A 20,914-nucleotide genomic window follows, 5' to 3' on the forward strand; every position below is an offset into this window, starting at 1 on the left:
CATCGCCAGGCACAGAAGTCACTTGATCACCTTCAGTTCCGAGTGGTCGGTAGTAGCTGCCCGGATGTAGGGGTAGGCCATGCCTTCGAGCTCGATGTCGTCGGTGGCACTCCCCGGAGCGGTCGTGTGGGTCTCAATGACGCCAATGTGGCTGACGTAGGGCGTGAGCTCCGTCACGACCTTTCCGAGCCCCTGGCTCTTGCTCACCAGGACCACGAGCTGCGGGGCCATCTGAGCGAGTGCACGCGACACGGCCTGCTGATAGTCCTGATCGAGCGAGCCGAACGCGGCGTCCATCACGATGGGGTATGCGCCAGCGTCCTCGGCGGACTTGCCCTCCGCCCGGCGCTCCTTTCGGATCTCACGGGCAAGCTTAGAAACGGCTGCCACGAAGCTGAGGCTCAGGATCTGGTTCTCACCGGTCGACTTCGGGACCGGTAGTTCAACGCCGTTGACATCCTTGTGAAGCGTCAGTTCGAAGCCTTTGCTCAGGGTGGGGACATGGTTTTGGTGCGTGATACTCCGGAACACCGTCTTCAACTCGGCATCCAGACGCCGACGCATGTCCTCCTCACGGATCGCCAAGATCTCGTCGAGTGCGCGCCGTACCGACTGCACGAGGTCAGAGCGTGCCCGAGCCTTTGCCGCGAGCTCGTCGGTGACCTTGGCGTGGCTGCGCTCCTTCGTCTTCTGCGTGATGTCTTTTGCGATGCGCTCGAGATCGCTCTTGACCGAGCCGATCCGCTGCTGCTTAACCCCGATGCGGCTGTTGAGGTCCATGCGTTTTGCCTCGAGAGCCTGGACATCCTCAAGGCTGCTGTCGCGCAGCTTGCCATCGAGTTCGGACTTGCTTTCCTCGAGGCGGGTGACCCGATCGCGCTCGGTGCCGATGCGCTTCATGATCTGCGAGAGGCCGTCGCGCAGATCAGCGCGTGCGGAGGACAGCGGGGCGATCTGCCCACTGAGTTGCTGCCAAGCCGTCTCGACCGCCTGCAGTCCTGCCCGTTGACGCCAGTCCTTGACGTGGTCCCACGGCGCCGTGTGCTCGACCAGCGGCGTCCTGCAGATACAGGCGCCATCCTCGAGGAGCTGGTCGACGAACTCCCGCTTGAGCGGCGCAGGCAAGGCGCCCTTCCGGTACAGGCCATCGGCCATCACCTGGGTCTTATCGCCGAGAGCCTCCGTGAACGCCAGGAAGCCGCGTGTCGCGACCAAAGTTGCTCGCTCGGCCAAGGCCGTGTCGCGAGCGCCTCGAGCCTCCTCCAGTTCCTTGCTGACGGCATCGCGCTGTGCCTGAATCGGGGCTGCGGCAGCATGCTGACGCAGCAGATCGGTGACGATCTCCCGCTCCTCGGCCAGGACCGCAAGATCGCCTTCGAGTACCTTCAGATCCTCCCGGGCGGTCGTCTCACGCTCGCGGAGCTCGTCTATGGCGGTCTGGATCTCATTGGCCTTGTCGCCACCGTGCTTCTTTAGGTCCTGGGTCAGGCGCCGGTCGACCTTGGGCAGGTGCACCAGGGCTCGTTCGACCTGCTCGAGATCCAACAGCACCTTGATGTCCTGCTGAACCTCGGCGTATGCCCCCTTCTTGACCAGGTTCTCGATGCGTTCGCCATTGAAGAAGAAGAACCGGCTGACGCCCTGCGGCAGGATGCTGTAGATCTTCTCCTGCGGGGCGCCAACGATCTCCGACGCGCCGTCAGCCATGGTTGTCCAGAGCTGGACCACAGGCGAGGGCGTCGATTGCTGGTCCGATTCCTTGCGGAGGCTCGCGCGGCGCAGCACACGGTAGGTCTGCCCCTCGTGGTCGAACCGCACCTCGACGGCGACCTCTACAGAGTCGCCATTCGGAAGGGCTCGCCACACGCTGTCTGTCACCATGCGGTCCTGGTGTTCGACGTCGTCAGACATCGTCCCGTATAGCGCCCAGGTGAATGCGTTCAGGAACGTGGTCTTGCCGGCGCCGTTCGCACCGAACAGCAGGGAGACTGGCCTGATCGAGTCTGAACTGAGATCGAAGGACTGGACACCTTGGAACTGACGAAAGTTGGTCAGCGTGATCGAATGTAGCCTCACGGGATGATCTCCTTCACCGCGGCGATCAGATCATCCGTCGGATCGTACGCGCGCAGGTGTAGCTTCGCCCGCTCGATCTGGAGGACACGCTTGAGCAACGCCCGTTCCTCGTCACTGAGCTCCTCGAGCACTTGCTTCTCTGTGCGACCCTCACCGGTCACTTCGTATCCTTCCTCGCCCTGGTCTGTGCCATGTCCTCCGCCTACATGTCCATCAGCTGGTAGCGCTCTTTGAGCGGTCGCAGTACCTCGAGCGTCGTCTCGTAGTTTTCCGACAACTTGCCGAACTCATTGGCCCTTTCGAGCTCACGTTTCAGCAGAGCTCGCTCGACGTCGAAGTTGATCGGCGTTCCCGATTGCGGAACCGCCAGGTAGTCGAGGATCTCAGCCTTCTCCTTACCGTCCGCCCGGCGCAGTAGGCGCCCACGGCGCTGAATGAACTGCCGCGGGTTGCTACTGCTGGCCAGCAGATAGCCGACACGGGCATCCGGGATGTCGACGCCCTCGTCGAGGCAGCGCATCGCGACGAGCACTCGCAGGTCGTCACCGGTACCGAAGCGCCGGAGCAAAACCTTGCGCTCTGCCCGCGGTGTCTCCGATACGTAGGAGTGCGCGGACAGGTTCAACTGGTTGCCGATCAGGTTCATCGCGTCCCGAAGCTGATTCGCTCCTGGCGGGTCACCCGGCTCCATCGGGCGCCGCCCCTCGGCGCAGTAGACGAGCTGGAACCACGAATCGGCCCGTGCACTGACGTCTGACCGTAGCTGTGCGAGTTTTCCCTCGGCATGCCCGAGGACACTTGCTCGCTGCCGCAGGAGGAAGCCCATCGGGGAGTCGGGATCCGCGTCCCTGAGGCTGTCGCCAGCTGAAAGCCGCCTGGCAATCTGACTAGTCAGATCAACGTACAAGTTGGTCTCGTAGTCATTCAGCTCGATCAGACGCGGCATGTAGAGATAACGGCACAGTGCGCCCATCTCGATGGCCGCGCCAAGCCCCAACTCGAACACGATCGGGCCGAAGTAATCGATCAACGCGTCGGTACCCTCATCGTCGAACCAACGCTCCGGGGTCGCCGACAGCGCCAGGCGGTAGGTTGCGTTGGGCGGCAGTGCCGAGCGATAGGTTGAAGAGCCGAGGTTGTGAGCCTCGTCAGCGATGATCATCAGCGGCTGGGAGATCCGAGAAAGCACCGACTGAAACCTGTCGCCGGCGAACGACGAGTTCGTCGCGACGATCGCTACGATCGGACGTTGTCCCATGCGGGCTTCGTTGATCTGGTCCTCGACGATCGGCAGCCACTTCTGACTGGACTCGTAAACAGCGACCGGGCGGACGCCGAACGATTCGACCTCAGTGAGCCACTGATCGACGAGGTGCTGAAGCGGTGCCAGGACCAGGACGATCAGCGGCTCCTCACGCTGGCGCAGGACGTTGGCCAATTGGGTCGCGGCAATCATGGCCGTCTTTGTCTTGCCAGTGCCGGTTGCCATCTTGAGGATCCCGCGGCCCCGGTGCGTCAGCCATGACTCGATCGCTTCCCGTTGGTAGCCACGGACATCTTTCGTCAGCCACTCAGGAATTGTCAGCCGTGCCGGTTCCGTCGTGACGACGGGCGACGGTGTGAGCGCATTGTCGCGTCCAGGCAGGGCGGCCCGCCGCCGGTCGCTCCCCAGCTCGATGAGACGATCGCGAGCGACATCTGGGAACCGCTCTACGCTGAGGTGCGGCGTCTGGTTGGACCACAGAGCCTGGAAGTCCGCCTCGAGTCGGAGCGCCCGAGCACCATCACCCGTCACCCAGCCCCGGTACACCTCGACGGACTCGAAGTTCGCCATCAGGCCGCCGTACGTCTCGTTACTGCTCCCGGTGAACCCGATCAGGTCACCGACCGCGTCACGGAACACCCCGATCTTCTCGTGGTAGATGCCGATGCGTCCCTCCTGTTCGACGAAGGCCAGCTTGATGTCCAGCCGGCCTTCAGCGATCAGGCGCCCGAGGAGTCCGAGACCGTCCAGGACCGTCTCGCGCTGCTCGATTTCGAGCTCACGCAGTGTCGCCCGCTCGATGACCTCGCGGACGTCGTAACCGCGCTCGATGTCGATGATGTCGTCTTCGTTGAGATGCGGGGAAGCAACCAGCTTCATCGTGCCGCCGCGCTCGGCGAAAGCCTCGATGCCACGGGCGAACAGGGCAAGGCTCGTCGATGTGAAGTAGCCGACGGCCCGACTGTAGGTCGTCGCCACCGAGAACGCCGGCACGTAGAAGTTCGCGACGACATCTTCCTGGTCACTGCGGTATCGATCACTCAGGGCGAGTGAGCGAAGACTGGACGTGGGCGGAGTCACAACAGATCCATAATCTCGTCGACGTCCACGGTCGGCGCAACGCGCTCGACGTGGTGACCAGTCTCCAGGATGTCACGAACGCCGGTAAGGAGATCGGCGATGTCGCTGTCCCCGCGCTCCCTATAGCCGCCGATCACGCTGGTCACTGGCGAGTCCTTCGGGAGCCCGATCGCCTTTGCCAGCGCCTCCCGAGCCTCGGCGACGTCGAGCGCGCCAGGGGCACCGATCAAACTCAGCGCGTCCGTGAGGGCATCACCTGCCAGCTCGCGCGCAGGGTCGAAGGTGAAGCTCCCGTCATCTCGGACGATTACGAAGGCGTCGGTGTCAGCAGCGGTATCGCTGTCCATGAGGAACCGTCGGATCGTTCCGAACGATGGCTGAGTGCCGGTCCAACTGACGGCCTGTGGGCCGAGCGGCGACTCCAATTGGCGGGTCTGGCCGAACTGCAGCCCAAGGATGCTGGCGATCGCCATCGGCGCGACGAAGCCACTCCCGCGGAGGTGGTCCTTGGTGATGCGCACGCGGTACGCCCAAGCCCCCTCGTGGCGGAACAGACGCCGGGTTCGCGCCGGCGACTTCCGGCTCTCCCTACCAGCGGCCGCCAGGCGAACGATGCCGTCCCGATTCTCGAACGGCGGCGAGCTGGCGTAGGCAACCACACTGCTGGCCGTGACGCTGTACTTGCCCGTGATGTACTCGATGAGGTCGTTCAGGCCGACATGGCCTCCACCGCGCGCCACCTGTTCCCGGATGAGCGAGCGAACTCCGGCGTAGGAGTCCATGCCCCATTCCGATAGGGCCCAGCGGTCACGGTCGACTCGTTCGAAGCGATCGTCCTGGCTCATGGCGTTGCGGAGCGATCCACTGCTCCGCTCAACGATGAAGCGGTCCACGATCTCTTGGGCGCTGAGCGGTGTCCCTGCGACCGAGAGGATCGCCGCACCGTAGTCGCCGACCGACTGAGTCCGGGTGAGAACGAAATCGCCATGGTTGATGTAGCTGCAGTGCGTCAGCCAAGACGCCGTCAGCTCCGGTAGGCGCTCGAGCTGGCTGGCCTCGATCAGGTCGAGGCTGTCGAGGCGTACGACGCCATACTTGTCAGCTCGCTCCTGCAAGAGCGTCTGTGTGATCGTTCTCGCGGCCGTCATGGTGGGCGCAACGCACCACCCATCCGCAATCTCGTAGGCGTCATCGAGGCGGTCCAAGACGCGCCAGGCGGGCTGACCAACCGCGTCGACCGTCCTCCTCAGCGCAGGGATGAGGGTGACCAGGTCGTCGAGTGGACGGATGGTGCCGATCAGACCGCGGACGGCCTCGGCAACGAGTTCGAGCGGGCCGCCGTCACTCAGGAAGCCGAGCACCGCACCACGCGCCTTGCCTTCGATCTGGCGCACCCGCTCCCGAGTCACGCCGAGGTTCTTGCCGATCTCGTCCAGGGTGACGGGATTGTCGGCGAAGAGTCGGGCAGACAAGATCTGAGCGGCGCGAGGGTCGAGCAGTCGAAGGGCTTCGTCGAGGAGCCCTGCCACGTCCATATCGCGCTCGTCGGCGACCAGGATGTCTTCGCCCCTGAGCGCTTCGAGTCGCTGACGGGCCCGGAGAATCTCCTCCGGAGCTCCGGGGGGCAGCGGCGTGCCGAGTAGAGGCTGACCGGGGAGGCCGATGGTGGCGTACCAGGTCGCGATCTGGGAGAGGTCGTCCACCGATGTCGACATCCATTTCGGCAGCCGGACCTGCTCAACCTGCGGTTGCGGCGCTGAGTGAACTACGTGATAGTCCGTCATCACCGCAGGCGTCGTGACCGAGGCTGATGCGTCCGCCAGTCCTTGCAGGATGGCGTCGACCGTGCCGACGCCGACCTGCCGCCAGCCGAGTATCCCGTCGAGCGTGATGCCCGCCAGATCGCCGGCCCGAGAGCAGTCGTGCTGGATGAGCGCGTTGATCGCACGGGCAGGTAGCTGCAACTGGTGTAGGTCGACGTCAGGCGCCAGCCCGGGGAAGATCTGCTCTATGGTCCACTGGGTCAGGTGTGCCATCGCTAGCTCGGAGATCTGAGCCGACCGCTGCCGACGCACGGCTTCATCCGTGTCGTCGATGACGTCGTTCCACCACGTATCGGTGCCAGAGTCCGCAGCGCCTTTCAGCCATGGGAAGGCGTCGAGCCAGCTGCGCGGACGCGGATCGGGGAACGAGGAGTCGTTGGTCATGCGGTGGTCACTCCCTCCTTGGGTCTCGCTCTTTATATCGGTGAACGCCGACACAACATCTTGATCGATTGACCTGACTCGTGGGGCGGTTCAGTGGATTCCGTCGAGGAGACTGGGCTGGAGCACCGTCGGCGAGACCGTCGTTGCCGCCGGCCGCCCCTGCGCCGATCGGTGCGAAGCCGCGTCTTGAGCGCTGGGGGAGCTCGGCCACTCCGTACCCGGCTTGTACGTGGTGGCCAGCCCACAGCCCTGAACGCCCCGCCGCGTAGCGAGTGACCAGGATCAGTCCCAGTAAGGCGCGGACCGGACAGTGACCGGATGATGTCGACTGCTGACGCGGATCACCGCTACCGCCGAACGCTGACTCGGATGTTCCGCAGCGTGACCGTCCTGGGCGCCGTCGCGGAGGCGCCCGAGCCTCGCAGTAGTACTGTCCTTCCGCCCGTCCGGATGTGACTCACCGTCGGGTACCGTGATACCCGCACGCACCGGGTCATGCTGGAGGCAATGAGTGTCTGAGATCGCGTTCGAGTACCCCGCGCACATCACGCGACAGACGGACGACGGCACGCCCCTAGTCTTCTTCGCAGCGCCTGCCACCGAGATTGAGTCATGGGTCGGGATTCCGCAGCGCAGCCGACTCGCGGACGAGGAGACCATCGGCTTCCAGCGCGAGGAGAGCCGACCACGCATTCGTGAGATCTCCAGCTTCTACCGCGATGAGCGTAACGTGGTGCAGAACCCACTCCTCGCCGCTCCACAGTCAGATTCCGCAGCGACGTTCGTACCCCTCGATGGCCACAGCGAGTTCGGCGTCATCCGCATCACGAGCGAGGACTTCTCCGGGAAATCCCTGCTGGACCTCATGACTCGTGTCGTGCAGCGTCTCGAAGCCCGTGTGCCTGATCTCAAGGAGACCCAGCTCGACCCTGAGAAGCTTGCAGCTATCTCGCGGCGGGCGCGAGAGGAACACGACTTCTACGGCGGTCTCGACGAGGATCTGGAAGGCGAGGATGATGTCTCGGTGTCGCCGGCCGGCGACAACTCGGACGCGGCGAGTGTCCTGCTGACGGACGAGACCCATCTCATCGACTTCTACACCGAGCTCCGTGGTCGGATCAATGTCTTGAAGGTGATGGATCCGGGCACGATCCCGGATGAGTTCATCGGCTTCGGTCGCGAAGCCATGTTGAGTTACCTCAAGCCCATCATGCTCGTGGACGGTCAGCACCGTCTCAAGGGTGCCGTATTGGCAGCCGAGCAGAAGGCCAACGGTCCGGAGGGCGAGGAATTCCTCCTCAACGCTGTCGAGGATGGCCTCGACGCCGACCAGGCCAAGGAGCGTTACCTCACCGCCAACGCCCGCCGACTGCCAGTGTCCTTGCTGCTCAACCCCAGCCCCAGCGAGCACGTCTTCCAGTTCGTGGTGGTGAACCAGAAAGCCACCCCCATGGGGAAAGCGTTGCTCGGGACCATCGTGTCGACGAGCCTGAGTCGCGAGGAGCTGGAGCCGGTAGCGCAACGGCTGCAGAACGCCGGCATCAAGCTGGATGACTCCCAGGCTGTCGCCTACCTCACCCGGCATGACTCCAGCCCGTTCAAGGGGTGGGTCCAGACCGGTATGGCCGGAGACCAAAAGGGCTACCTCCAGTGGAATGTCCTGAAGGATCTGGTGAGTATTTTCCGGCAGCTTTCGGGAGGGAAGCTCTTCGGACAGCGCAACGACTACGCCGACGTTTGGAAGAAGAAGCTCCTTGGGGAGAGTGCATTTGTCTCGGATTTCGAGACATTCGAGGAGAAGGCAGCTGCGTGGGCGCAACCTGACGGGCCTTGGCGGTCGGTCTTCATTGCCTTCTATACGCGGATCCGGGATGAGTTCGGATCTGGCGACCTAGAGGCCCATAATGCCTGGGGCTCCACTCAGAGCAATCTCTTCAACAAGATCAGCCTGACTATCCTCGCCGCCGATTACTTCGAGTATCTGACAACGCTGAAGCAGACGCTGAATAGCCTCGATGATGTCCACACGACCATAACGGAGTGGCTGGAGGGCGTGAACCGGACGTACTTCGACCGCGACTGGCGCATGGAGGGGCGCGGCATCAAGAAGGACACTCCTGTGATTCGCAGGACCTGGGCGAGTCTCTGGTCGGAGTATCGGAAGAACCCGGAGTCCTTGCCCAAGGTAACCAGCTACAACCCGGCAGCCAAGGCGTGATGCAGCCTCAGGAGATCGGCGAGTTCTTCACGAGGGTACAGAAGGTCGCTGACGACAACTGGTCGGACTGTACCGTAAAGCACTTGGCCAATCATGCAATCCCGGAGGGGATGCTCGGAGACCGTGGCTGGCTGCTCCGAGGGGACGCAGCCGTGACGTGGGGCCGATGGTTCGTGGAGAGCATCGTTGACCTCGCCCCGTATGTGGCCGAGAGCGAACGCAACATCGGCCATCTGCACAGGGCGGTGCTGCGTCATTTCGAGCAGATGGCACCGACTTCACCCAAGGATGAGAGGCAGGAGTACGCCAAGCCGTTGACCCGATTCGCGTGGCAGATCGTGCTCTCTCGTCGTTCACGGGTGCGGGAGCCGATCAATGCTGCGTTGCGCGAGGCAATATGGTCCGACAGTCAACCTGATCCTCGGTGCTACCTGTGCGGTTATCAGTTCACTAGTCAGGCGCGCGACAAATTCCTCGGGCTCAGCAGGGAGGTGCCTCCAGTGCCTCGATTTGTGGATTTCACTCGACCTCGTGGACTGAGGAGCCCTCACCTGCAGATTGAGGTCGACCATGTCATCCCTGTCGCCGACGGCGGCCAGACCGGCATCGAGAACCTGCGGCTGGCTTGCGGCTGGTGCAACTCGACCAAGAACCGTTTTTCGAATATCTACGACTCTGCCCAATGGTTTTACGGCGCATTCTCTCACCCGCTGCTCGGCCCGGTGACGATTCCCCAGCCGCTATGGATATTGCGCACGGTGGCTACCCGGAAGAGATGCGAATTCTCGGCGGGCTGTTCGGCCCGCATCGAGAACAGCGAGCTGTTCGGTGGACCGCGCAACGAGTTCGGCGCCCTGTCGCCCTCGAACATTGCTGTGTATTGCCCTGAGCATGATCCTTGGAAAGACAAGCGCTGGGTCGGGCCGGGGAGACTACGTAGTTCGATGACTAGTAGCTCTCGCTGACCATCCCACTGGGTGACCTCTCGCATGGCCCGAGGGCAACGAGCGAAAACAGCGGCCTCAAGGTCGCGCCTGCTGGTCGGGCGTACCGGGTACTCCCCTCACCGACACTCCCTTTGATCGCAGCAGCTCTTCAGCACGCACGTGATGGTGGGGGCCGAGCGGCCCCCACCATCACGTGACGTCTCCTTACGCGTCGATGCGGGCGATCTTGCGGCCGGTCTTGAGGTAGAAGGTCACCTCGCCAGCGATGTCGTCCTTGCTGACGAGGGTCGACAGCCGCTGGCGGGTAGCCTCCTTGTCGAGCTGGGTGGTGTGCTGCTCGCCGTCCACCTCCGCGATGAGACGGAGGCCGTTCTGGGCGGCGACGCGGCGGGCGGCGGAGTTGCTGGGGCGAAGCCCAGGACCTGGGTGAGCAGGGTGACCAGAGCAGTCTCGGCGTGCTCCTCGAGGGAGATGGCCGGGAGGTTCTGCGCTTCACCGGAGGTCCGCGTGGAGAAACGGGCTGTGTACTCCGCGCGGCTCAGCTACCTTCAGTCCGTCGAGGTTGGCGGTGACCTCGCCGGCGAGAATGCGCTTGACGGCCATGGGGTGCGCGGTGACGGTGGCGATCTCCTCGTCGGTCCACTCGGCAAGCTGATTGAGGTAGGGCGCGACGAGGTGGTTGGGGATGGACATCACACGGCCGAAGATGTCGTCCTGAGAGGAGGAGAGGCCAAGGTGGTTGCCCTTGGACTTGGGCATCTTGGAGCCGTGCCGTCAGCGCCCTCGATGAGCGGGGTGGTGATGACGATCTCGGACGCCTGCTGCCGGATCTCAGGTGTGGTCAACTAGGCCCATTGTCACCTTCCCAGGATGTGATTGCTGATGAGCACTCAGGCCGATGGGCTCGAGCCGTGGAAGATCCACGGCGACCGCGTGGTCTATGACAACCCATGGGTACAACTGGCGCTCGTGGACGTTGAGCCGCCTGGCGTGGCGCGCTTCGAGCATCACGTCGTGCGGTTGAAGCGCGTGGCCATAGCCGCGGTGCTGGATGCCAATGATCGCGTGTTGATGCTCTGGCGGTACCGCTTCGTGCCGCAGTCCTGGGGCTGGGAGCTTCCCGGTGGCATCGTCGATCCCGGAGAGGATGGTCTGGGGGCTGCTCTGCGCGAGGTCGAGGAGGAGACCGGCTGGCGACCGGATCACCTCGACCACGTGGTTACCTTCCAGCCGATGGTCGGCATGGTGGACTCGCCGCACGAGGTGTTCGTCGGCCAGGGGGCGGCCCTCGTGGGCGCGCCCGAGGACGGCGAGGAGGCCGGCCACGTCGCGTGGGTGCCGATGTCCGAGATCCCGAAGCTCATGGCGGAGGGGAAGCTCATGGGTTCGGGAACCTTGGTGGCGCTCCTGCATGTCCTGGCTTCCCGTAGGCATGGATAGCCGGGGAGATCACTACCCTCATCGCGATGCTTCGAACTTTCCGACCAGTTGGTCGATTCGGGCGCGTTGGCGGGCCGACCCCGTGCGGCTGGCCAGGAGCCGCGCCTGACGGAGGTGGTTCATGGCCTCGTTCTGTTCCTCTCGGGCGAGGTGAGCCTGGGCGAGATCGCAGTGCAGGCCGGCGGTCGCCCGCGTGAAGGTCGCGTCCATTTTGCCGAGCGCGTCGTACAGGTCGCTCATCGCGGCGTCGTCGCCCAGGCGGGCGAGGACGTTACCTCGCCACCGGGCCAGGTGACCGTCGTTGAGGAAGATGCTCAACATGTCCGGGTCTCGGTCTGAAGCTCCGGCGGGGAGAGTGGCCGCTGCCAGGTCCAGGGACCGTCGGCAGGCTTCTGTCTGACCGGCCTGAGCAAGGAGTTCGGCTTCGGCAGCGTGCAGCCATGCGGCCAGCCGAGGGGAGGCGCTGGTGCCAACGGAGCGGTGCGCTTCCTGGACGAGCTGTACGGCGAGATCACTCTTTCCGGCAGCCGACAACACGTACGCCTGCTCGGCCATGGCGTGCGCCAGGTACATCGGCTCCTTCGCCTCGGCGGCGGCTCGCTTGCCCAGTTCGTAGTGACGCCAGGCTCGTTCCGTGGCACCGACGTCGAGTGCCTGCCACGCCGCCAGCGTGGCTGCCCCGGCGAGTGCCCGAGCGATGGGCTCCCTGGTGGCTGGCAACACGGCGAAGGTCAGCGAATCCTCCAGGGCTGTCAGGTGTGCCTGCATCTGGTCCACCAGCGCGGCAGCGCCCATCTGGCGGTCCACCGTGCGCAGGAGCTCGGTCTGGGCCATGAAGGTGTCCACCATGCCGAGGCTGAGACTGTGCGCCGCTTCGATGCGGCCGACCAGTTCGTCGTAGCCGTCGACGGCCAGCGGTTCGCCACCTGTCGCGCCGCTGCCGAGAAGTTCTCGGTCGGTGAGCCCGAGCAGCGCGCGAAGCACTGAGGCGTACAGGGGGCCGATCGGTCGGCGACCGTTCTCCCACTCCGAGACGTAGACGCGCAGGCTCGCCGTCGAGGCGATGTCGAGGAGATGCTGGCGGGCGTGCCGCTCCATCTCGTGGACAAGCCGCTCCTGCGACCAGCCCCGCTCCTTCCGAGCCTGCCGCAACTGAGCTGACACTCCTCGGCCCACCCCTTGATCGTGCCGATTGACCCGTCCTGGCCGTGTTGCCGCAGGTCAGCGAGGGTTAACTCGCAGACGTTAGGGACGGTTGGCTACCAGCCTGGCGCTCAGTCAACTTCCATTGTTCCCACGCTAATCAATGAGCTGCCCGCCGGTCCGAGGTTCGTCCGGATCCCCTCAGGCGGCGGCACGTTGGAGATCACTCACCGAACCGCCAATGCGTGTTCGGCGACACCCCGTCTGCTTCGGAACGGCTCCGGGCAGTGACAGCACGAGTGGGAGCAATCCGGATGAGAACCGACTCTCGAACGTCCCAGGTGACAGCGCCCCTGGGCCCCAGGCGCCCGGCCCTCCGCCGGGCCGAGGAGCCGATGGGGCGATCTGCCATTCGCGATGCCCGCCCCGCTACACCTCGGCACAACCTCGTAGTGGTCGGCTTCGACGAGATCGTCGCGAACAAGTACCTGCCTTGCATCCGCGACGCGATCGAGGCCGGCCATGTCGACTCGTACTCCATCATCGACCTGGAATCGGAACGGTCGACGATCGAGGAACGCATCCACGGAGTCGACCTGAAGCCCCGGGAGGTCGTCTACCTTCCCGCGGCGGGAAGCGGTGCCACCGCGCTGCGGAGGCAACCGGAACTGATCGAGGCCGCGATCGGGCAGCTTCGTCTGCCTGAGCTGCCGATGAAGGTGTACATCGCGACCGAGGTGCGGGCGCACGAAGCCTATCTGCGCTACTGCGTCGAGAACGGCATAGATTCGCTGGTGGAGAAGCCGGTCTTGGCTCCGTTGGTGAACGGCCGGTTCGCGCCGGCCCGGATCACCGAGGTCATGCAGGAGCTCATCGCTCAGGCCAGCCGTACCGGTGCCAACCACTCCGTGATGACGCTGAGCCGGTACCACCGCATCTACAACGGGGAGTTGCTGCGCTCGCTCGAAGAGCGGGTTCGGGAATGGCAGGCCCCCGTCACGTCATTTCACCTGCGTGCCGCCGGCGGTGTGTGGAATCTCCAGCACGAGTACGAGTCGCGGGACGATCACCCCTACCGGTACGGCTACGGGATGGTGATGCACGGCGCGTACCACTACATCGATCTCGCCGTGCAGTGCCTGTCCCTCAACAAGCTCGTGTTTCCGGACCGCCGCTTCAGGCTCGAAGTCAGCTCGTTCGGCGCCTTCCCGACCGACCAGCACCTCCGGATCCCGAATCCGACCGCCAGCCGGTTCGAGGACGGGAGCCCGCGCTGGCCGTACGCCGAGACCGCGGCGCACTCCTTCGGCGAGACGGACATCACCGCCACGTTCCGCCTGGTCGATGTCGCGTCGGATCGGACACTGACCGTCGGGACACTGTCCTTCGAGCAGACGACGCCGTCCATCCGCAGCTGGCAGGACCTCCCGGATGACGTCTACAACAAGAACGGGCGCACTTCGAGCGTCGACCTCGAAGCCCAGCTGTCGACCCTCTACTCCGCACACGTCCACTGCTACGACGTGCCCCGTGGGCAGAACGCGGACAAGATCGACGCCTTCGCCCGGCTGACCACGCGAGCGAACGCTTCTCTGCTGCCGAACGAGCGGTACACGTCGGTCAACACGTTCGACGGGTTGTTCCACAGCGACAGCAACAGGCAGCTCATGGAGAACTGGCTGCAGGGGACCGAGAACAGGAGCTCGCTCTCCGCGCACCTGCTGCCGATGAAGGTCACCGAGGCGTTGGCCTCCTCTCTGCTCACCCCCGGCCGGGCCGTCGAGATCGACGAGTTCTAGGCGCCTGTCTCGCTCGTCCCTCCAACCTCAGGTGGTGCTCCCTTGTCTGTACAGCACTCGAAGGCGTCGCTTCACGCCTACTACGCGGAGGCGTTACGGAACGGCCGGAGCACCGGCGAGAAGCTGTGCGCTCCCGTTCCGGCACGGTTCCTCGCCCTTCTGGCTTCCCTCCCCGCGGACACTCCGCGCCGCGCTCTGGACCTCGGGTACGGCGCCGGGACGTACACCATCGCCCTGGCGGAGGCCGGGTTCACCGTCGTCGCGGTGGACCAGGCGCCGGCCGAGCCGCTGCTCCACCGGCTCTTGCCGCACAAGGACCTGGCTGAACGGGTCACCGTGGTGGAGTCCCTCATCGAGAAGTACGCGGTCCAGGAGGACTTCGGCCTGCTCGTCGCGAAGGACGTCCTGCACTACCTGTCACAGCACGACGTCGAACGTCTGCTCACCGGGGCCGTCCGCAGCTCCCGATCGGTCAACCTGCACTACCTGGAGGTCTTCACCGCGATCTCCCGGACGGACGCCCGTGGCGGGCAGATCCACATCGAGGGCGAGGCTCGGTACACGTCGGACACCCTCGGCCGTGCGCTGGAGCGAATCTACGACGGCTGGGACGTCTCCGTGCGATGGGAAGACCACACCGAGCAGGACACGCGCTCGGGGCGCAGCTACTTCGAAGCGACTCGCGCGACCGTCGTGGCGTCGCGCAGGTTCCCGGCTCCGGTCAGCCCCGCGGCCACGAGTGGAAGGGAGACGGCATGACCATCACGGATTCCGGAGGTGTCAGCTTCGTTGTCCCCTGCCACAACGCGGGTGACTATCTCATCGAGGCCGTGGAGTCTGTTCTCGGGCAGCCGCTTCAGCGCCCGTACGAGGTGGTGATCGTGGACGACGGGTCGGACGACAAGTCGACCCTCAAGGCCATCGGCACCTGCACCGAACTGTCCGGCGTACGCCTCGTCCGGCTCGAACAGCGCCAAGGGCACCACGTAGCCAGGAACACCGGCGTGGCAGCCGCGCGGATGGAGTACGTGATGCAGGTGGACGCCGACGACCGGCTGGCCACCGACCCGTATCTCCTCAGGGAGGGGTCCTATCCGGACCGGGCGGTGGAGATCCTCGAGGCTGATGCCGATACGGCCTTCGTGCACACCATGTCGTGGATGATCGGCGCCTTCGAGGGGTACACGATCTCCTCGTACCCGTGCCGCGAGGACTTGGTGGTGCGCAAGCACCACGTCCCGACGTCGATACTCTGCCGACGGGCCGACGCTCTCGAATGCGGGCTGTACGACCCGAAGGTGCTCAAGTGGGGAGACTGGGCCTTCGCGGTCAATCTGCTGGCAAGCCGGCACAGGCGAGGGGCCGGCAATACCATCCGATGCGTGGCCGGACCATTCCACGAGTACCGAGTGCACTCACGGGTCGAGCGAGTGTCCGACGCGACGGTCTCGGAGCTCGACATGACTCTCCTCGTCGTGGAGAAGAACCTGGACTTCTTCCGGGACCGACTGGACCGGAACGACGGGGCTGCCGAGATCGCCCGCGACCTGCTGAGTCAGAAGCCAACGCGCCTCGACGACCTCCTGCACATGGCGAACTTCGATCTCCACCAGGCTCAGATCGTCGCGGAGCAGCGCGAGTTCTCTCTGTCGAGCCCGTACGAGGCGCTGGGAATTCCGTAGGAGTCGCTACCGGGAGCCCGCTGTAGAGGTGCCCGAGGCCGAATAGCCCGGAGGGGGCCCAAACCATACGGTTTGGGCCCCCTCCGGGCGTGTTCCGCTGCCTACTGCGGCGGCAGCTTGTCCAGCTGGGTCTGAAGCCGAGCGATGTCCGCCTCGGCCTTGGCGAGGCGACCCTTGATCTTGTCCACGACGTCGTCGGGGGCCTTGGCGATGAACGCCTCGTTCCCGAGCTTGGACTCGGCCTGCTGCTTCTCCTTCTCGGCTGCGGCCAGGTCCTTACCCAGTCGCTTGCGCTCGGCCGCCACGTCGATGGTGCCCGACAGGTCGAGCGAGACCGTGGCGCCGGCCACCGGCAGGGAGGCGGTGGCGGCGAAGCCCTCGCCCTCCGGCTGGAGGCGGAGCACCTGACGGATGGCCGCCTGGTGCGGGGCCAGCGCCGTGCCGTCGAGCTCCAGGCGAGCCGGGACCTTCTGGGCGGGCTGGAGGCCCTGGTCGGAGCGGAAGCGGCGGACCTCGGTGACGACCTGCTGGACCAGCTCGATCTCCTGCTCCGCGGGCTCGTCGCGGAACCCGGAGTCGGTCGGCCACTCGGCGACGACGACCGACTCACGGCCCGTCAGCGTGGCCCACAGGGTGTCCGTGACGAACGGGACGATCGGGTGCAGCAAGCGCAGGGTGACGTCGAGGACCTCACCCAGGACGCGGGCCGAGACCTTGGCCAGTTCGCCGCCCTCGAAGAACGTCGTCTTCGACAGCTCGACGTACCAGTCGAAGACCTCGTCCCACGCGAAGTGGTAGAGGGTGTCCGCGAGCTTGGCGAACTGGTAGTCCTCGTAGTACGCATCCGCCTCGGTGACGACCTTGTTCAGCCGCGAGAGGATCCAGCGGTCGGTCGCCGAGAGCTTCTCCGCGGGCGGGAGTTCGCCCTCGACCGTGGCGCCGTTCATGAGCGCGAAGCGCGTCGCGTTCCAGATCTTGTTGGCGAAGTTGCGGGACGCCTGGACCCAGTCCTCGCCGATCGGGACGTCGACCCCCGGGTTGGCGCCCTTGGCCAGGGTGAAGCGCAGGGCGTCGGAGCCGTACTTGTCCATCCAGTCCAGCGGGTTGACCGTGTTACCGAACGACTTCGACATCTTCTTGCCGAACTCGTCCCGGACCATGCCGTGGAACGCGATCGTGCGGAACGGCGGCTGGCCGTCCATCGCGTAGAGAGCGAACATCATCATCCGGGCGACCCAGAAGAACATCAGGTCGTAGCCGGTGACCAGGACGGAGTTCGGGTAGAACTTCTCCAGGTCCGGCGTCTGCTCCGGCCAGCCCAGCGTGGAGAACGGCCACAGGCCGGACGAGAACCACGTGTCGAGGACGTCGGTGTCCTGCGTCCAGCCCTCACCCGTGGGCGCCTCGTCGTCCGGGCCGACGCAGACCAGCTCACCGTTCGGGCCGTGCCAGACCGGGATGCGGTGGCCCCACCACAGCTGGCGCGAGATGCACCAGTCGTTGAGGTTGTCGACCCAGTCGAAGTAGCGCTGCGACATGTCGGCCGGGTGGATGTTGACCCGACCGTCGCGGACCGCGTCGCCGGCGGCCTTGGCGAGGGTCTCGACCTTGACCCACCACTGCATCGACAGCCGGGGCTCCAGCGTCGTCTTGCAGCGTGAGCAGTGGCCGACGGAGTGGACGTAAGGGCGCTTCTCGGCGACGATCCGGCCCTCGGCACGCAGGGCAGCGACGATCGCGGAGCGCGCCTCGAAGCGGTCCAGGCCCTGGAAGGGGCCGTGGATGGTGATGATGCCGCGCTCGTCGAGGACCTCGATGGATTCGAGGTTGTGGCGCTGGCCGATGGCGAAGTCGTTCGGGTCGTGCGCCGGGGTCACCTTGACGGCGCCGGTGCCGAACTCCGGGTCGACGTGCGTGTCGGCGACGACCGGAATGCTCCGGTCGGTCAACGGCAGCTTGATCAGCTTCCCGATCAGGTGGGCATAGCGCTCGTCGTCGGGGTGGACGGCGACGGCGGTGTCGCCGAGCATCGTCTCCGCGCGAGTGGTGGCGACGACGATGGTGTCCTCGCCCTCGCCGTACGTCATGGAGACGAGCTCGCCATCGTCGTCCTGGTAGTCGACCTCGATGTCGGAGATGGCCGTCAGACAGCGGGGGCACCAGTTGATGATGCGCTCGGCGCGGTAGATCAGCCCGTCATCGAACATCTTCTTGAAGACGGTCTGGACAGCCCGAGACAGGCCCTCGTCCATGGTGAAGCGGTCCCGGCTCCACGCCAGTCCCTCGCCGAGGCGCCGCATCTGGCCGGCGATCTGCCCACCGGACTCGGCCTTCCACTCCCACACGCGCTCGACGAAGGCTTCACGGCCCAAGTCGTGACGGGACTTGCCCTCCTTCGCGAGCTCACGCTCGACGACGTTCTGGGTGGCGATACCTGCGTGGTCCATGCCGGGCTGCCACAACGTCTCGTAGCCCTGCATGCGCTTGCGGCGGGTGAGGGCGTCGATCAGCGTGTGCTCGAAGGCATGGCCCAGGTGAAGCGAGCCGGTGACGTTCGGCGGCGGGATGACGATCGTGTACGCCGGCTTCTCGCTCTTCGCGTCGGCCTCGAAGTACCCGCGTTCTACCCAACGCTCGTACAGCGCTACCTCTACCTCGGCCGGCGCGTACTGGGTCGGCAGCTCATGGGTAGGCGTAGGCCCGCTCTCGGGGCGCTGTGGAGTGTTGTCGGTCACGACGGTCATTCTAGGCCCGTGGCACCTCTGCCCTCGCCCGACTTTCCTGAAGCAAGCGGGTTGTCACCGGGACGCAGGAGAGACCGCACGGGGGCAGTAGGGCGGGAGCTCGCCCGGGTCGCCCGCTGTCACGGCAGCCTTTCCGACGTCCGGGACCTGCGGGAACAGATCGCCGCTACGGTAACGGTGTGAGCAGCCTCGAAAACTCCCGTGCCCTGCTACTCAAGGCGTGCGCGGAAATCGGCCTGTCCGCTGCCGGAACCGATCCGATCCGGATCGGCGAGAACGCACTGTGGCGGCTGCCCCAGGGGATCGTGGCCCGTATCAGTCGACCCGGCCAATCCGCCGCCGCCAGCCGCGAACTGGCTGTTGCCCGCTGGCTGTACGACTGCGGGGTGCCCGCAGTGCGCCCACTCGCGCATCTCCGGGAGCCGCTCGAGGTCGACGGCAGCCCGGTGACCTTCTGGCACGAGCTGCCCCCGCACCAGCCGGGAGCGGCCGCCGACACCGCGCCGCTCCTCCGGCGCCTCCACGAACTCCCCGTCCCTTCCTTCCCACTGGGCTACCTGGACCCGTTCATCCGCCTGGCCGCCCGGATCGACGCCGCAGCGACCCTCGACAACGACCAGCGGCAGTGGCTGCGCGACCGCCTGGCCGAACTCGAAACAGCGTGGCTGGGCCTCCAACCGACCCTGCCGACGAGCGTCATCCACGGCGACGCCTGGCGCGGCAACGTAGCGGTCACCCCCACCACCACGTACCTGCTCGACTTCGAACGGACCTCCCTGGGGCCTCCCGAATGGGACCTCACCGCTACCGCCGTCGGCTACGGCAGCTTCGGCTCGGTTTCGGACAGCGAGTACGCCGACTTCTGCAAGGCGTACGGGGCCGACATGATGACCTGGGCCGGCTACCCGTTACTGCGGAGCATCCGCGAGCTCCGGGTCACCTGCTTCGCTCTCCAGCACGCGGCGGCCGATCCGGCTCGACACCGAGCGGAAGCCCACTACCGTCTCTCCTGCCTGCAAGGGCAGAGCGGTCCGCGCCCCTGGGGCTGGACAACTGTCAGCTGAGACGTCTATGAGAGGGACGAGCCCGACCGTGACGACTGCACCCGTGATCCGCAGCGATGTCCCCGGATCCTTCGCTTGGGGTGTCTTCCACGAACGCCACCCCAAGCTCATTCAGCAGGTCCTCGACGCGCTGCCGTATGGGTCGGGCGAGCGGGACGCGGTCGAGGAGCTCCTCGCCGAGAGCACTGACGGTGTGCTGCAGCCGCTCAGCACCAGTGCCCCAGATCACCAGCGGTGGTTGGAGTGGGGTGAGGGCCTGTTCGGACGGCCGTGGAGCGAGGCGCCGTTCCTGTGGGCCGAGAGCTACTTCTACCGCAGGCTGCTCGAAGCCACCGGCTATTTCCGGCCCGGGGCCTGGCAGGGCATCGACCCGTTCGCGCCGTTCAAGGACACCGAACTCGCCGGCCCGGCCGTCGACGCCGAGCTGGCGGCCCTGGGCGACCTGCCCTCGGACTTCACCGACAAGCGAGCCGCCGCGCTTCTCTCCTCGGCACTCTGGGGCAACCGCGCCGACCTGAGCTTCCAGATCACCGCGGAGGCCGGAGGGTCGATCGCCTCCGACCTGGTGACCGACGACAGCGAGGCGCTCTGGGCCGAGCTGGAGCGTGCCGAAGGCGGGCGTGTCTGCATCATCGCGGACAACGCGGGCCGGGAGCTCCTGCCGGACCTGGTGCTGGTCGACCACCTCCTCGCCTCCGGTCTGGCGGCGCAGGTCGTCGTGTACGTGAAGCCGCAGCCGTACTACGTGTCGGACGCGACGATGGCCGATGTCCTCGCCACCGTCGAGCGTCTGCGCACCGCGACCACGGCAGCTGCCGGGACGATCGGCGAACGGCTGTGGCGAGCGATGAACAGCGGCGCGCTCGTGGTCCGCACGCACCCGTTCTTCTGCGCACCACTGCCGTTCCATGACATGCCGGCCGACCTCCGGGCCGAGTTCACCGGCGCGGCGATGACGATCCTCAAGGGTGACCTCAACTACCGGCGGCTGGTGGGCGATCAGCTGTGGCCGCCGACCACTGCGTTCACAGAGGTGGCCAGCCACTTCCCCTCAGCCGTCACGGCGCTGCGGACGCTGAAGTCGGACGTGATCGTCGGCGTCGACGCTGCCGTCGTCGCTCAGCTCGACAGTGCCGGGACGCCGTGGCGTACCAACGGCCGCCACGCCGTGATCCAGGTCGACCTCCGCCGGTAGTCGAGCGCCGTCTGCTCACTCCGCTGTCCTCGCTCGTCTGGGCGTGACGCGGCAA

Annotated in this window: 15 protein-coding genes and 1 pseudogene; 8 read left to right on the top strand and 8 right to left on the bottom strand. The window is 65.6% G+C overall.

The features are described 5' to 3' along the window. Positions 1 to 18: 18 nt before the first annotated feature. The 4 genes from ACIRVF_RS30740 to ACIRVF_RS30755 are packed head-to-tail and all read right to left on the bottom strand — an operon-like array spanning position 19 to position 6,627. Entirely contained in the window at positions 19 to 2,076 is a 2,058-nt protein-coding gene (locus ACIRVF_RS30740; protein WP_402824948.1) for an AAA family ATPase, read from the bottom strand. Further along, on the bottom strand, positions 2,073 to 2,237 hold the full coding sequence (locus ACIRVF_RS30745) for a hypothetical protein (RefSeq protein ID WP_402824951.1): 165 nt from the start codon (positions 2,235 to 2,237) through the stop codon (positions 2,073 to 2,075). Before ACIRVF_RS30745 ends, ACIRVF_RS30740 begins: the two co-directional genes overlap by 4 nt. Positions 2,238 to 2,278: 41 nt before the next feature. After that, positions 2,279 to 4,420, bottom strand: a complete 2,142-nt coding sequence (locus ACIRVF_RS30750; RefSeq protein ID WP_402824954.1) for a DEAD/DEAH box helicase family protein — start codon at positions 4,418 to 4,420, stop codon at positions 2,279 to 2,281. Next, positions 4,417 to 6,627 carry a sigma factor-like helix-turn-helix DNA-binding protein gene (locus ACIRVF_RS30755; protein WP_402824957.1) on the bottom strand — a complete coding sequence of 737 codons (2,211 nt, stop codon included), beginning with the start codon at positions 6,625 to 6,627 and terminating at the stop codon, positions 4,417 to 4,419. The genes ACIRVF_RS30750 and ACIRVF_RS30755 overlap by 4 nt, the downstream gene beginning before the upstream one ends. Positions 6,628 to 7,138: 511 nt before the next feature. Between ACIRVF_RS30755 and ACIRVF_RS30760 the strand changes: the two genes are divergently transcribed. Both ACIRVF_RS30760 and ACIRVF_RS30765 read left to right on the top strand, forming a co-directional pair. Beyond that, a complete protein-coding gene (locus ACIRVF_RS30760; RefSeq protein ID WP_402824960.1) occupies positions 7,139 to 8,845 on the top strand; it encodes a hypothetical protein in 1,707 nt (568 codons plus the stop codon). Beyond that, on the top strand, positions 8,845 to 9,810 hold the full coding sequence (locus ACIRVF_RS30765; protein WP_402824963.1) for an HNH endonuclease: 966 nt from the start codon (positions 8,845 to 8,847) through the stop codon (positions 9,808 to 9,810). Before ACIRVF_RS30760 ends, ACIRVF_RS30765 begins: the two co-directional genes overlap by 1 nt. Positions 9,811 to 9,996: 186 nt before the next feature. Here the strand turns inward: ACIRVF_RS30765 and ACIRVF_RS30770 are convergent, their stop codons facing one another. Beyond that, positions 9,997 to 10,140 carry a hypothetical protein gene (locus ACIRVF_RS30770; protein ID WP_402824966.1) on the bottom strand — a complete coding sequence of 48 codons (144 nt, stop codon included), beginning with the start codon at positions 10,138 to 10,140 and terminating at the stop codon, positions 9,997 to 9,999. Between the two features lie 144 nt (positions 10,141 to 10,284). Then, complete coding sequence (locus tag ACIRVF_RS30775; RefSeq protein ID WP_402824969.1) at positions 10,285 to 10,551, bottom strand: hypothetical protein; 267 nt, start codon at positions 10,549 to 10,551, stop codon at positions 10,285 to 10,287. A gap of 141 nt (positions 10,552 to 10,692) precedes the next feature. Here ACIRVF_RS30775 and ACIRVF_RS30780 point away from each other — a divergent pair. Next, positions 10,693 to 11,232, top strand: a pseudogene (locus ACIRVF_RS30780) (NUDIX hydrolase); the annotation flags it as partial. An 18-nt stretch (positions 11,233 to 11,250) separates the two neighbouring features. On the opposite strand, the gene ACIRVF_RS30785 reads toward ACIRVF_RS30780, so the two are convergent. Next, a complete protein-coding gene (locus ACIRVF_RS30785) occupies positions 11,251 to 12,396 on the bottom strand; it encodes a multiprotein-bridging factor 1 family protein (protein ID WP_402824972.1) in 1,146 nt (381 codons plus the stop codon). Between the two features lie 431 nt (positions 12,397 to 12,827). Here ACIRVF_RS30785 and ACIRVF_RS30790 point away from each other — a divergent pair, with 431 nt between their 5' ends. The 3 genes from ACIRVF_RS30790 to ACIRVF_RS30800 are packed head-to-tail and all read left to right on the top strand — an operon-like array spanning position 12,828 to position 15,856. Continuing rightward, positions 12,828 to 14,174 (top strand): hypothetical protein, encoded by a 1,347-nt coding sequence (locus tag ACIRVF_RS30790; RefSeq protein WP_402824975.1) that lies wholly within the window; start codon positions 12,828 to 12,830, stop codon positions 14,172 to 14,174. Positions 14,175 to 14,216: 42 nt separating this feature from the next. Continuing rightward, on the top strand, positions 14,217 to 14,933 hold the full coding sequence (locus tag ACIRVF_RS30795) for a class I SAM-dependent methyltransferase (protein ID WP_402824978.1): 717 nt from the start codon (positions 14,217 to 14,219) through the stop codon (positions 14,931 to 14,933). Further along, on the top strand, positions 14,930 to 15,856 hold the full coding sequence (locus ACIRVF_RS30800) for a glycosyltransferase family 2 protein (RefSeq protein WP_402824981.1): 927 nt from the start codon (positions 14,930 to 14,932) through the stop codon (positions 15,854 to 15,856). Before ACIRVF_RS30795 ends, ACIRVF_RS30800 begins: the two co-directional genes overlap by 4 nt. 101 nt (positions 15,857 to 15,957) lie before the next feature. Here ACIRVF_RS30800 and ACIRVF_RS30805 read toward each other — a convergent pair whose 3' ends face one another. Beyond that, complete coding sequence (locus ACIRVF_RS30805; RefSeq protein ID WP_402824984.1) at positions 15,958 to 18,591, bottom strand: valine--tRNA ligase; 2,634 nt, start codon at positions 18,589 to 18,591, stop codon at positions 15,958 to 15,960. A 188-nt stretch (positions 18,592 to 18,779) separates the two neighbouring features. Between ACIRVF_RS30805 and ACIRVF_RS30810 the strand changes: the two genes are divergently transcribed. Further along, the gene (locus ACIRVF_RS30810) at positions 18,780 to 19,664 is read left to right on the top strand and encodes a phosphotransferase enzyme family protein (RefSeq protein WP_402824987.1); all 885 of its coding nucleotides are present in this window, start codon (positions 18,780 to 18,782) and stop codon (positions 19,662 to 19,664) included. 28 nt (positions 19,665 to 19,692) lie between these two features. Beyond that, positions 19,693 to 20,859: a damage-control phosphatase ARMT1 family protein gene (locus ACIRVF_RS30815; protein WP_402824990.1), complete on the top strand. Its 1,167-nt coding sequence runs from the start codon at positions 19,693 to 19,695 to the stop codon at positions 20,857 to 20,859. Positions 20,860 to 20,914 lie beyond the last annotated feature (55 nt).

Source organism: Kitasatospora sp. NPDC101157 (assembly GCF_044768255.1).
GTDB lineage: Bacteria > Actinomycetota > Actinomycetes > Streptomycetales > Streptomycetaceae > Kitasatospora.